This is a genomic window from Helicobacter sp. 23-1048 (assembly GCF_053654545.1).
Genome location: NZ_JBSIUT010000001.1, coordinates 745,970 through 759,003, shown reverse-complemented (window position 1 = coordinate 759,003; position 13,034 = coordinate 745,970). Strand labels below are relative to the sequence as shown.

Sequence of the window (13,034 nt, the reverse complement as noted above, 5' to 3'; positions counted from 1 at the left end):
ACTATCGCTTAAAGTTCATTTTTTTCTTATATTCGCGCATTATGGTTTCAAACTTCGCGGTAAAAAGTGGGTTTTGATTTGACATATATTCTACGAGCATTTGAAGTTGGGTGGTGGTTAGATGCGTAACTGCGATTGAACACACTTCACTAAATGTATCATCATCATTGTTAAACATAGCCTCAGAAATGGCTTGTGAATATTTTAAGAACACTTTTTTGTCCTCTTCTTCTTGGCGATTATGCTCGAGTATTTCCTCGTGTATTTCTTGGAGTTGCTCGATAGGGAGCACCTTTAGCTGGTCTTTGGTGTAAAGTCCTGTAAGAGACATAATCTTGCCTACGAGTTCGAGCTTTTGTGGTGTGTTGTTAAAATATTTATCATAAGTTTCGGTTAAAATATTTGGCAAAAAGAGTTGCACGATAAGGAGTTTTGTCCTTGAAGTGGCTAAAAGCTGCTCTCTAGTGAGTGGGTCATCGAGCTTTTTAAGCGTATCTTGCAAAAGGATAATGTTTTCTCTGTTTTCTTCATAATGCTCTACAAGCATTTTATTTTCTTCATCGGGAAGTTCTTTGAGGGATTCTTGGATTCTTGCTAAGAGGATTTCTTGGTATTGGCGATACGCCGTGCGAGAGATTTTTTGCATTCTGTGTGCTGGGAGATGCCTTGAGACAGCTTCAAACAAATCATTCACCTCCGCATAACTAAAAGCCTCATATCCCTCTAAAAGCACCTTAATAGTCTCCACAGAATCTTCAATCACTTCACGCAATCGTTCTTTATACGCATTGACTTGCTCGACATCGATAATCCCAGAAGTATCAATGCCCTTGACACCATTATCGTCCATTGTCGCCTGCATAAAGGCATAGATAGATTTTCGCGTTACACTCTCATATTGCTCTTTTATCTCTTGAGAGTTCATAATTTGGAGTTGCGCCTTTTCAAAGTCGTGGTGAAGCAAAAACTCCTCTTGAGATTTACGCGTGATGATTTTTTGCATTGGCATTGCGCTCTCCTTAAGACACAAAATTACTAAAATCTTTAAAGATAAAATTATAACAAAAGTAGCCACAAACTATGTAAAGATTCTCAAATTATTTTGCTTTATAATACCTGATATATTTTACATAACTTTTACAAAACCAATCAAATGTAAAATGTTTGTAAAATGTGCGCTTTATGGCTTGTAAAAACTTCAATATTTATATATAATGCTTTTGTCTTTTGTGCAATTTTGCGCAAAGGATAAAAATTTAACACAAGGAGTAGCCAATGAAAAAGTTGTTTGCTTTTTTATTCGCAGGTATGTTGAGTGCTTCAATGCTTAGCGCAAGTGAAGTGCAAGCTCAGCAAGGTATCAGTGGCTTACAAAGCCAAGAGTTGGAGTTTCTCTTTGGTGCGAATGCAGATGCGAAAGATTTAAATATCGCAGTGCTTAGCAAAGAAGAGATGAAAGAGATTAAGGGTGAGTTTTGGGTTGCATTAGGCTGGGCTGCTCTTTTTAGTGGGATACAATATGGGGGTTGTAGAATTTTTAACGGTAAGGATTGCGACTTTAAGTTTGAAATAGATTTAATGCCTTAAATCTAGGAGGATAGAACAATGTTGATAAGATACAAAATCTTTACACTTGGTTTGTGTAGTATTTTATCAGTCAATCTCAGTGCCGCAAGCTATGAGACAAGTGTTGCGAGTGCGGATTGCAAAGAGCGATATTGTCTCTATGAGAGTGTTGGCATTGGTGGGGCGTATTACAACTTAAATGCGAGCGATGTCCTCTCGCAAGCCTATTACCTCTATATTGGCGCGAAGTATGTATGGAGTGCAAGAGCGCAGTTTGGATTTGATGTGCGTATAGGTGCTGGGAAAAACAACCTTAAAGGCACATTCCCAACTACACTAAAGACAAATGCGGGATATTTCTATTATGATGCAAAGCTAAAGGGGGGATTTAATGTGCTGAGTAAAGACAATCCGCTCTTTATCAATATATTTGGCAGTATGGTAAGTCAAACTCCTTCAAATAGCTTTGGTCGTGCATATTCGTTGCTTGGCGTGGAGTTAGATGGCAATGTGGCAATAGGAGAGAATCTTAAGCTTACCTATGGTGCAGGATATGGTTGGCTCTATGCCAGATATTGGTATGGTAATGATACATCTGCAAAGATTGAAAATTCTCTTAAAAACTTTGAAGTCAATGCAAGTATGGGGATTAGCTATGAGTTTGGTGGTGGCTATGCTTACTTCGCTCGCATTATTGGCAGATACCAAAACATTGGTGCTTCAAGCGAGGCAACTTATGACAATGCTCTTGTAAGCTATCCTAAGAGTAGCAACTACGCTGGAATGCTTGAAATGGGAGTGGAGTTTTAGATAGTTTATGACAACAAAAAGTAACCTATCGCAACAAGTATTAAATATTGTAACTTTGTTATTTTATGGCTGTTTTTTACTATAATTGAAATATGCCTTAGTGATAACAGGCTCTAAGGTGAATTTTCCCAAGGAGTTCAATATGAATAAGTCTATTTTTTCAATGGTTTTAGTGGCGGTGTTAGGAATCTGCTCTCTTAATGCAGGTGAGACAATCTCACAAAAACCTACAACAGGTTTGCAAAAGCAAGATATGGAAATGCTCTTTGGTGCGAATGCTAACAGCGTAAATGTCGCTGTGCTGAGCGAAGAAGAGATGAAAGAGATTAAGGGTGAGTTTTGGGTTGCATTGGGAGCTAATATTCTTATTGGTCTTGGAGCTTATGGCATTTGTGGAATAGTCAATGGTTTTAAAAACTGCGACTTGGATATTCCTGAAACAAAGGGAAGGATTCCGTTATTTTAACTCCTAATTTAGAATTGGTAATAAAGTTGCATTTATTTTACATAAAAATATGCCTTATTTCTTTCGCACTAGGATTGGCAACTTATCTTAGTGCAGCAAGTTTCGCCTCTAGCACCTTTAAAGAATATTGTGAAGTAAAAAAATGCTACTACGGCAATGTTGGTTTAGGTGTGGGGAGCTATTCTTTTAATGCGTTAGATTCTGACTTTGGTAGCAGTGTGGGCTATTTATATGCTGGTGGAGGGTTTATCCACAATCAACGCATAAAGTTTGATACTGATGTGCGCATAGGTGGTGGGAGAAATACTCTGCAGGGGAACAATTTTCCTGCTAGCTTTGCTACTTCACTTAATGCAATTTTTGTGGATTTTACAGCAAAGTTAGGCAAAAATGTGCTTAGCAAGCAAACTCCACTTTTTATAAACTTCACGCTTGGTCTTACTCTTAATACCCCACACAAAAAGAACTTTGGCTATGTGCAAGCACTTTTGGGCATAGAAATCGATGGGCAAGTCCCTCTTGCGTCAAACCTTATACTAAGCTATGGTGCGGGCTATGGCTGGCTAGTTATGGGTTATACATATTCTAAACCCGTAGCCTTTCGTTATTATCAGAGCAATGAAATTGCAGAATCAAGGTCAATTGGCAACTTCGAGCTTAATGCCAATGTGGGTGTGAGCTATAAATTTGAAAATGATTATGTAGTATTTATCCGTGCTGTTGGTAGATTTCAGCATATTAACGCCTCAGAGACTATCACTTATGACAATACGCCTTTGCGCTATCCTGCGAACAACAACTACGCTGGAATGCTTGAAATGGGAGTGGAGTTTTAGACTCCCTTTATTTAGCAGGTGTTATAGAATCTAGATTCTATAACACGCCCTGCCCTAAAGAATTTTCCCTCATCGCTTCTAACACCAACAAACTATCTAAATGTGCGTCCTCATCGTGTGTGCGCACTATGTCCGCGCCATTTTGCACACCGAGTAAATGCAGAGCCAAAGTCGCACTTAATCGCTCATTGGCTGGCTTGCCTGTAATCTCGCCTAGCGTGCTTTTTCTGCTCGCTCCCAAAAGTAATGGATAGCCAAAGTGCTTAAAATGCGCGAGATGATTGACTAATGCGAGATTTTGGGATTGTGTCTTCGCAAAGCCAAACCCTATATCTAAAATAATCTCTTTGCCCCCAGCGTTGAGAATCTCCTCAATCTTGCGCGTAAAAAACATATCAATCTCGCCAAATAAATCCGCGTAATTGGTGTTTGTGGTGTTTTGCATATCTTTTGGTGTGCCTTTAGAGTGCATTAGCAGAGCATACGCGCCATAGCTTGCATTGATTTTTGCCATTAGTGGATTGCTAAAACCACTCACATCGTTAATGATTTTAAACCCGCTCTCTAGTGCGTATTGCGCAGTTTGCGGATTATAAGTATCAATGCTAAAAGTGACTTTGGTGTGGAGGTTTTGGCTCTTTATCTCATTACACACGCCCTCAAGGCGTGCGATTTCTACGCTAGATTCTATGAGTTCGCTTCCCGGACGCGAGCTTGCCGCGCCAATGTCAATAAGGCTAAAGCCTTTTTGCAAAAGCGCATATATGCGCTCAATAGCCTGCTTGCTATCATTACGCGAGCCCTCATAGAAGCTATCAGGCGTGATATTGACGATAGGCATAATGCGCGACTTTGGGTCGCACAAAGTCTTAGCAAATGCACCATTGCTTTGAGAATCTAAATGGGATTCCAACATTTTTGCCAACGATTTTAACCCAAATTCTTGGTGGTGCAACTTTTTACAAAGCCTCTCAAGCTGAGATTGAGAAATGATAAGCACACCTTGCTTTTGCCCCTTGTAGAGAATCTGCTCTCGTGGCGTAGCATACTCCGCACCCAAACTTAATGCCTCTTGCTTTAAAATCGCGCTTGGCACAAAGTCTAAATCTTTAATTTCAAAATAAAGTATTTGTGCTTTTTTACTCATTATCGCATTGCCAGTTTTATCGCTTCCTACGCGCTTTAGAGATTGCAAAATGGTGCTTTGATTTAGTCGTGTGGTGGTCATTTTTTGCCCTTATTGATATGGAGGATTTTTAGCAAAAGCGGGAGAAAGATAAAGCTTTCCCTGCCATAATTATCCGCTTGCTTTATCGCCCTATCATAATCTTGCAAATGCGCTTGCTTAAGGGGAATCTTATAGGTATGTGCGGCGATGAGAAGTGATTGGATATGCTCTTTGACTTCGTGTGGTGTGCGATTGGCTTTATCACATTCTCTAAGGAACTCATAAATGCTTTCCAAATTTAACCTCGCGAGATTGAGTGAAAAAAGTGGTAAAGCCTTTGTGTCTTTGTGGTTGGTGCATTGCAAACGCGAAATAATAGTGGGTAAAATGGCATTTTTATTTGGGACAATCATCACAAATTGCACTTTTTTAGGTGGCTCTTCGAGAATCTTTAGCAAAGCATTTTGTGCTTCTATGCTAAATTTTGGCGCACTTAAAATGATAAATCGCTTCTTTGCGCTTGCAAGATAACTTTGAGCGATGACTTCCCTCGCTAGCGCGATGCCAAACTCCATTTCCTTGCCCTTATCATCTTTAGGATAAAACACGACATACTCTTCCCCACTTAGAGGTGCGATAATGCTGTTGATGAGATTTTGGGCGTGTGCGCAAATATGAAGCTCCCCTACGAAAAACCCCTCGCTCTTATCTGCATTGTCTTTAATCATATCCCCTCTTTAATGTGTCAAAACTCTAAAGAAATTTGCCCAAATGCACTCGCACAAAGCGCGTTTTCAAACAACCTATAAAGTTGCAATAACTTATAATCAAGGAGTTCATCGCTTGAGCTAAGGTTAAAGGTTTTAGGGAGATTCTCATCGACTAGCCACACAAATGAATGGCTTTGAGAAAGCACAAATTCCGCGCGTGGATTGCGCCTGCCGATATACCAAAACGCGTATTTTTTAAACGAAAGATTAAGCATATTGACAATCACGCTAAACATCTTATCTTCAGAATCTCGCAATGATTTATCAATCATATATCCAAGCGAACTTAACTCATAGATTGGAAAAAATGGGCGCGTTTTGTTTGGCGGATTGATATGCTGAGTGATATAGTTCCCAAGCCATTTGTATTGCGTATCAGTGAGTAATATCAAACTTCCGCCACCAATAATATGTAAAAGCGTTTGACGGAAAAGCGGGACAATCTCTAATCGCCTCTCGTGCAACCACCCGCTCATAATGCCCTTATTATCAGCTTGCCTAATCTCTTTATCAAGCCACACATCAAGCTTTAATGCTCTCTCCATTGCCCGCCTTATTTATCAAGCTCATACACACTATGGAGCACGCGCACAGCGAGCTCAGCATATTTAATATCCACAATCATAGAAATCTTTATCTCACTTGTGCCAATCATCATAATGTTGATATTATCTTTTGCGAGTGCGTTAAACGCGATACTTGCTACACCTGTGTGCGACTTCATTCCCACGCCTACGATTGATACTTTCGCAATATCACAATCATACTCGATATTTCCTACATCACTATTAAATCGCTCAAGCACGGTTTTAGCGAGCTCTACTTCAGTTTGTGGAATCGTAAAATCAATATCTGTCTTGCCATCACGCCCGATAGTTTGGACTATCATATCCACATTGATATTGCTTTGTGCGAGCACACCGAAAATTTCTGCAGCAATACCCGGTCTATCTGCCACATCGACAATGCTTACGCGTGCTTGATTCTTATCGAGTGCCACGCCACTTACAATGGGCTTTTCCATTATGTCCTCCTCATTTGTGATAATCGTCCCCTCACCTTGTGTAAATGAACTTTTTGATACGAGTTTTACACTGAGTTTTTTAGCAAGCTCAACAGAGCGATTAAGTAGCACTTTTGCACCCATTGAGGCAAGCTCGAGCATTTCATCATAGCTGATTTTTTCAATCTTTTTTGCTTTAGATTCTATGCGTGGGTCGGTGGTATAAATCCCATCAACATCGCTATAAATCTCACAAATATCTGCACTCAAAGCCCCAGCCAAAGCTACCGCGGATAAATCACTCCCACCGCGCCCAAGTGTGGTTACCTCATCTTTTTCACTCACTCCTTGGAATCCTGCGACAATTACGACATACCCTTCATCAAGCAATGCTTGTATATGACTTGTATCAATGCGCTTAATGCGTGCTTTTGTGTGGAGATTCTCTGTGATGATTCCCGCTCCACGCCCAGAGAGCGAAATCGCCTTAATCCCAATAGATTCTAACGCAATAGCTAAAAGCGCACTACTCACACGCTCTCCAGCACTTAGCATCATATCCACTTCGCGTGTATTTGGAAGATTAGAGAAATGATGGGCAAACCCTAGCAATTTGTCTGTCTCGCCACCCATTGCCGAGACCACGACTACAAGGCGACATTTGCGATTTTTCAGCGTGTCTGAGACCTTGTTTGCGACATTTTGGATTCTCTCACAATCACCCATACTCGTGCCACCATACTTTTGCACGATTAACATTGTATTTTCCTGCATATTTCCCTATATCCTTACAATCAACCTTTGAAATTTACGCGCAATTATCGCATAGCAATCTTAATCACCAAGTGCTTTAAAAGACTTGCACGCTTCTTGCACACCAGCATCACACGCTAAACCAAAAAAATTCTTTGCCATTTTTTTATCTTTGCTCACGCCCTTGCCCTTAAGGTAGGCTTTGGCGATATTGAGACACGCACTAGGAGAGCCTCCAGCACAAGATTTCTCATAGAGAAGTGCTGCATATTTAATGTCTTTATCAACGATAATCCCCTGCTCTGCAAATCGTGCAAGGTTGTTGCACGCATCAGGCTCGCTTAGCGAGCACGCGCCTTGATAATAACGCAATGCTGTGTTTAAGCTATATCGCACACCTACACCCTCTTCAAACATTGTGCCAAGTTTCGTGCAGGCTTTGACATAGCCTCCACCACACGCTGTGCGGAAATAATGCACGGCTTTGTTGTAAAATTGCGTCTTGCCATCGCCTCTAGCATAGAGCACGCCTGTGTTATAGCATTTTTGATAATCTCCACTCGCACACGCGTCTTTATACCCCTGCACCATTTCAAACATTAGCGGAGTTTCTATGTTTTCCATACTGACATCAGCAAGCTGAGAATCTGGCTTAGATTCTTTCTTGCCAATCGCACATCCACCTAAAATCACTACAAACACAATCCCTATAAGCAATCTTTGCATTTTCATTCTCTCTCCTTAAGGACGCTACTTACTTTTTCTTAGCGGTATTGAGTTCTCTATATTTCTCACAGCCCTCTTGTAAGCCAAAATCACAAGAAAGTCCATAATACTGCTTAGCAAGCTCTTTATTCTTTTTTACACCCCTGCCTTTAAGCGTTAAATCTGCAAGGTTAGAGCACCCTTTGGGGCTTTTGTTTTCACACGCGACAGCGTAATACACGCCCGCTTGTGCGTAATTTTTCTTTAATCCAATGCCAAGCTCTAAGCTCACGCCTAAATTATTGCACCCATCAGCACTTCCGCCATTACACGCAGCACGGTAGAGCTCTATGGCTTTTTCATCGTCTTGTCGCACGCCCTGTCCCTTTTGATACATCACACCTAAATTATTGCACGCTGCCATTAACGAGCCCTCGCACGCTTTTGCGTAATAGCTTACGCTTGCTTTGTAGTCTGCATTCTCACTACCGCTGTATAAGATTCCCAAATGAAAGCACGCGTATAGCTCACTTTTATCACATTGTCGCTGGAGCGCGCTTATGCTTTGTTGTTGTTTGTGATGAAGTAATTGCTCCAAAGAAGTGAGCTCATCAATACTCGCACCAAAACTCAAAACACACACAAAAGGCACGCCAAACAAAGCACGCCAAAAACGCCAACTAACCGACAAAGCTAGGCTTTTGCTTTGAGATTTTATAAGTGGTATTTTACTCATTATCGCACTCCATAAGCATTTGTTACGATGTAATTATACAATCTTGTATGTGTTTTTGTTTGATTTCATAGAGGATTTATACAATTTTTCTATAAATCACACCCAAAAATGCAAAAAAGGGGTATAATAATTTCTTAACTAAACTTAAGTTAGTTGGTTTCTCTAAATAGGGAGATTGAAAGAAATCCTAAATTAAGGTGGGCATTATGAAAAAATTGCAAAGAATAATTGCGCTGGCACTTAGCTTTAGCGCGTTTTTGTTTGGCTTAGAGTTTGGCACTATGGGTGGTGTCTCAAGTGGTATCGGCGGTGCTGGTGTCGCAGTGAAAAACTCCGCGTGGGGAATCTACTACAACCCCGCTCTTCTTGGCGCAGATAAACGCTCCAAACTTGGCTTTAGCTTCGGCGTGCAAGTAAAAGACCAAAATATCGGGCAAGCCGCTGGTATGATTTTAGACCCAAATAGCGATATTAAAGGCTTTAGTAAAGTCTTACAAGAAAAGCTCCTTGACCCTGTAAGCAGTGGGAGTGGGAAGACAACGACATTTATGACTACTACGAGCGCGACTGCCACGACCACAGCGCAGAGCGGTAGTGTGAATTTTGGCACTACAAAAGTCGAAGGTGTATTTGCGAGTGCGTTAATGAAACTTTTTGGTGTAAAAAGTGGTGGGACTATTGATGAAACGAAATTAAAAGAGTTTGCCAACAAGGTAGGTTGTCAAAATTGTAATGGAAATGACCTTAATACAATAGCCAAAGAATTGCAGAAGGAGGCAAAAGATAATCCAGATTTGCAAAATAAAATTAAAGACGAAGTCTCTACTGCAGCAAATGCGACAGGCTCTGGCTTGCTTAGTGGTATTGTAAATGGTTTAAGTGGCGAGAGTATCTCTAATATCATTGAAAAAATTAGCGAGGGAAAAGGGTTTAAAGCAGAGGATATACTAGCTGCAGCTGGCAGTATTACTATCCCGCGCGGGACAGATGCCGATGTGGATAAAATCTTAGATGCGTTTGTAATGATTGATAATACCCTGCAAACCAATAATATCAATATTTCTACACAAAATGGACTTGTGTTTCAAATGGGTGGAGCAAAACCTAAAAAATATATCAATGTCGAGGGCGTAGGCAAAGTAGAAGTAAGCGAGGACAAAAGAGGGCGCGGGGCTATCGCCATAGCGATTTTGCCTCAATCCTTTGTGAATGCTTCAGCTATTATCGATAAGACACATAATCAACTTATCATAGGCGTGGGGAAAAACGGCGCAGATTGTGATTCCCTTAATCCTACTGCGGCAAATTGTGATTACTTTGGGCTTAGTGTGAGTGGGAGTGGCGTGAACTTTGCGAAAAAAGGAGAGCAAGATTTTAATAATAACTCAATCCTTAGCTCAAGTGCAAATCATAGAATAAGTGGCACAATGCTCTCTATCATAGAGCTTCCTGTGGGCTATGGGCATACGATTTATACAAGTATTGGTAATATCAATATTGGATTGGCTGGCAAATTTATCAAAGCCTTTGGATATACCTATGATTCCCCACTTAAAGTCAATGACTTAACGGGGAGTTTAGTCACGCCAAAAGGAATGGACTTAATCCAGCAAGAAACTCACACTTTTGGCGCGGATTTGGGCGTGCTCTATACCCCTAGCTTTGCCAAAAAGCTCAATCTTGGACTTGTGGTAAAAAATATCAACGCCCCAAAAATTGCTTTTACAACACGCGACTTTATCTTAAACCGCCAAGTGCGATTTGGTGCGAGCTATGAGCTCTCAAGATTCTTAACCTTTGCGTTTGATATGGACTTACTCCCAAATGACACACTCTCACTCACAAGCCCATATTCTCAAACCATAGGTGGAGGAGTTTTAGCAGACTTTAAATATGTGGATTTCAAATTTGGCGCAATGAAAGACTTGCGTAGTCAATATGGCGAGGGTGTAATCCTCACAGGCGGTATCAATGCGCTAGGCATTGATGTGAGCGTGCAATATGGACTAGGGCAAAATCCTACAATCTATGGCTACACACTCTCAAACTATCTCGCTCTTAGAATCGGAGCGCAGTGGAGCTTTTAATTGAGAGGGGAATCGCGCGCACAACGACTGCAAAACAACGCTAACTTAGATTCTACAATGATAAGCGTTGGAGCGCGAATCCTAAGCCAAAACGACAAAAAAGCCAACGAACTCCGCGAACTCTATAAACAAAACAATCTCTATGTCATCAACCTAATGAGCTCACCGGGCAGTGGGAAAACGAGCTTTTTGGAACACTTAAGCGCGTTTAAAGACTTTCGATTCTGTGTGTTAGAGGGAGATTTACAAACCAATAGAGACGCACAACGATTGCAAGATAAAGGTATCAAAGCGCATCAAATCACCACAGGAGAAGCCTGCCATTTAGATGCTAAAATGATAGAATCTGGCTTTAGCGTGCTAAGGCAAGTATGTGATTTCAATGAATGCGAGTATCTGTGTATCGAAAATGTAGGCAATTTGGTGTGCCCTGCGAGCTATGACTTGGGGGCTGCGCTTAATATCGTCTTTCTCTCCACCCCTGAGGGTGATGATAAGATTCTCAAATATCCAAGTATGTTTTTGTGTGCGGACTTGGTAGTAGTCTCAAAATGGGATTTGGCTAGCGTTTTTAACTTTAATTTAGAGCAAGTCAAAAGTGATTTAGCAAATCTTAATAAGCATATCCCTATTTTTTGCCTTAGCACCAAAGACAATAAAAGTGTAGAGAATCTCAAAAATCACATTCAAAAAATGCGCGAAACACGATATAAAAGTAAGCATATTTTTTAACACAACATTACAAGGAGGGCGTATGTGCCTAGCAATCCCATCAAAAATCATCTCAATAAACACCGAACAAAACACCGCCATAGTCGATACAATGGGCGTGCAACGCGAAGCACGATTAGAACTCTGCAATGAAGAAATAAATGTGGGCGATTGGGTGCTTTTACACATTGGCTTTATCGTAAGTAAGATTGATGAGAGTGCGGCACAAGCAAGTTTAGAACTCTATGAACAAATCGTGCGCGACATCGAGCAAGAGGACTTAGCGCAAAGTCAGCAAAATTAGGGAATCTCAATGGATTACATTCACACTTACCGCGATAAAGATTCTATCCTTTCGTGTGCCAAAGCTATCAAACTGCTAAGCCAAAAGCTCCCACACAAACTTAAAATTATGGAAGTGTGTGGCGGGCACACACACACGCTGATGAAATATGGGCTCACAAAACTTTTGCCACCAAATATTGAGTTCATACACGGACCGGGCTGTCCTGTGTGTGTAATGCCAAAGGGCAGAATCGATGAGGCACACTCTATCGCTAAGCAAGAAAATGTGATTTTGCTTACCTTAGGCGATATGATTAAAGTGCCCGGAAGTCAAGGAAGCTTGCAAAAGACGCGGGCGCAAGGCGCAGATGTGCGCTTTTTATACTCGCCATTTGAGCTTATCCAAATCGCCAAAGACAACCCACAAAAGCACATTGTATATTTTGCCATTGGTTTTGAGACCACCACGCCAATGACTGCCGCACTTATAGAATCTGTCATCGCTCAAAACCTTAGTAATGTATCCTTTCATAGCAACCATATCCTTGTCCCGCCACCGCTTAATGCAATTTTAGATTCTAAAGATTGCAGTATAAATGCTCTCATCGCACCATCTCACGTGAGTGCCATAAGTGGAAGCAAAATTTATGCGCCCATTTTGGAGAAATTCCAAATCCCAATCGTGGTAAGTGGATTTGAACCACTTGATATGATGCAAAGTGTGCTTTCGCTCTGCAAGCAAGTCATTGAGAAAAAACCTCAGTTGGAGATTCAGTATTCGCGCATAGTGAGCTTTGAAGGCAACACAAAGGCACAAAACCTCATTAGCAAATATTTCACACCTTGTGTATTTGAGTGGCGTGGCTTGGGTGAGATTGCAGATTCTGGATTGGCACTCAAAGAGGAGTTTGCCTACCTTGACGCACGCAAAAAGTTTGATGACATTTTGCCAAAAGTGCGCGTGAATGACAGCAAAGCGTGCATTTGTGGAGAAATCTTAAAAGGCAATGCGAAGCCATATAATTGCAAAGTCTTTGGCAAATCTTGCACGCCCACTTCGCCTATTGGGAGCTGTATGGTGAGCTCAGAGGGAGCGTGTGCGGCGTATTATAAATATGGCAAATTCGCATAAGCCATA

The 13,034-nt window shown here is 41.1% G+C and carries 15 protein-coding genes; 8 read left to right on the top strand and 7 right to left on the bottom strand.

What is annotated here, in order from left to right; all coding sequences use genetic code 11:
* Position 1 precedes the first annotated feature (1 nt).
* Positions 2 to 1,009: a hypothetical protein gene (locus ACWIWK_RS03780; protein WP_454150981.1), complete on the bottom strand. Its 1,008-nt coding sequence runs from the start codon at positions 1,007 to 1,009 to the stop codon at positions 2 to 4.
* 266 nt (positions 1,010 to 1,275) lie between these two features.
* Here ACWIWK_RS03780 and ACWIWK_RS03775 point away from each other — a divergent pair, with 266 nt between their 5' ends.
* The 4 genes from ACWIWK_RS03775 (at position 1,276) to ACWIWK_RS03760 (ending at position 3,678) form a co-directional block, all read left to right on the top strand.
* Positions 1,276 to 1,587: a hypothetical protein gene (locus ACWIWK_RS03775; RefSeq protein ID WP_454150979.1), complete on the top strand. Its 312-nt coding sequence runs from the start codon at positions 1,276 to 1,278 to the stop codon at positions 1,585 to 1,587.
* Between the two features lie 18 nt (positions 1,588 to 1,605).
* Entirely contained in the window at positions 1,606 to 2,376 is a 771-nt protein-coding gene (locus ACWIWK_RS03770; RefSeq protein WP_454150977.1) for a hypothetical protein, read from the top strand.
* A gap of 142 nt (positions 2,377 to 2,518) precedes the next feature.
* Entirely contained in the window at positions 2,519 to 2,842 is a 324-nt protein-coding gene (locus ACWIWK_RS03765) for a hypothetical protein (RefSeq protein WP_454150975.1), read from the top strand.
* A 74-nt stretch (positions 2,843 to 2,916) separates the two neighbouring features.
* Entirely contained in the window at positions 2,917 to 3,678 is a 762-nt protein-coding gene (locus ACWIWK_RS03760; protein WP_454150973.1) for a hypothetical protein, read from the top strand.
* Positions 3,679 to 3,715: 37 nt separating this feature from the next.
* Here the strand turns inward: ACWIWK_RS03760 and folP are convergent, their stop codons facing one another.
* The 6 genes from folP to ACWIWK_RS03730 form a co-directional block, all read right to left on the bottom strand.
* Complete coding sequence (gene folP, locus ACWIWK_RS03755; RefSeq protein WP_454150971.1) at positions 3,716 to 4,906, bottom strand: dihydropteroate synthase; 1,191 nt, start codon at positions 4,904 to 4,906, stop codon at positions 3,716 to 3,718.
* Positions 4,903 to 5,574: a DNA polymerase III subunit delta' gene (locus ACWIWK_RS03750; RefSeq protein WP_454150969.1), complete on the bottom strand. Its 672-nt coding sequence runs from the start codon at positions 5,572 to 5,574 to the stop codon at positions 4,903 to 4,905. The genes folP and ACWIWK_RS03750 overlap by 4 nt, the downstream gene beginning before the upstream one ends.
* A gap of 17 nt (positions 5,575 to 5,591) precedes the next feature.
* On the bottom strand, positions 5,592 to 6,161 hold the full coding sequence (locus tag ACWIWK_RS03745) for a HobA family DNA replication regulator (RefSeq protein WP_454150968.1): 570 nt from the start codon (positions 6,159 to 6,161) through the stop codon (positions 5,592 to 5,594).
* An 8-nt stretch (positions 6,162 to 6,169) separates the two neighbouring features.
* Complete coding sequence (locus ACWIWK_RS03740; protein WP_454152023.1) at positions 6,170 to 7,378, bottom strand: aspartate kinase; 1,209 nt, start codon at positions 7,376 to 7,378, stop codon at positions 6,170 to 6,172.
* 75 nt (positions 7,379 to 7,453) lie between these two features.
* Complete coding sequence (locus tag ACWIWK_RS03735) at positions 7,454 to 8,104, bottom strand: tetratricopeptide repeat protein (protein WP_454150966.1); 651 nt, start codon at positions 8,102 to 8,104, stop codon at positions 7,454 to 7,456.
* 22 nt (positions 8,105 to 8,126) lie between these two features.
* On the bottom strand, positions 8,127 to 8,813 hold the full coding sequence (locus ACWIWK_RS03730) for a tetratricopeptide repeat protein (RefSeq protein ID WP_454150964.1): 687 nt from the start codon (positions 8,811 to 8,813) through the stop codon (positions 8,127 to 8,129).
* A 206-nt stretch (positions 8,814 to 9,019) separates the two neighbouring features.
* Here ACWIWK_RS03730 and traF point away from each other — a divergent pair, with 206 nt between their 5' ends.
* From traF to hypD, 4 genes are read left to right on the top strand one after another with little or no spacing between them, the layout of a single operon-like run.
* Positions 9,020 to 10,900 (top strand): conjugal transfer protein TraF, encoded by a 1,881-nt coding sequence (gene traF, locus ACWIWK_RS03725; RefSeq protein ID WP_454150962.1) that lies wholly within the window; start codon positions 9,020 to 9,022, stop codon positions 10,898 to 10,900.
* A gap of 57 nt (positions 10,901 to 10,957) precedes the next feature.
* Positions 10,958 to 11,632, top strand: a complete 675-nt coding sequence (gene hypB / locus ACWIWK_RS03720; RefSeq protein WP_454152022.1) for a hydrogenase nickel incorporation protein HypB — start codon at positions 10,958 to 10,960, stop codon at positions 11,630 to 11,632.
* Between the two features lie 22 nt (positions 11,633 to 11,654).
* Positions 11,655 to 11,915, top strand: coding sequence for a HypC/HybG/HupF family hydrogenase formation chaperone (locus ACWIWK_RS03715; protein WP_454150961.1), 261 nt, complete (start codon positions 11,655 to 11,657; stop codon positions 11,913 to 11,915).
* Between the two features lie 9 nt (positions 11,916 to 11,924).
* Entirely contained in the window at positions 11,925 to 13,028 is a 1,104-nt protein-coding gene (hypD, locus tag ACWIWK_RS03710) for a hydrogenase formation protein HypD (RefSeq protein WP_454150959.1), read from the top strand.
* Positions 13,029 to 13,034 lie beyond the last annotated feature (6 nt).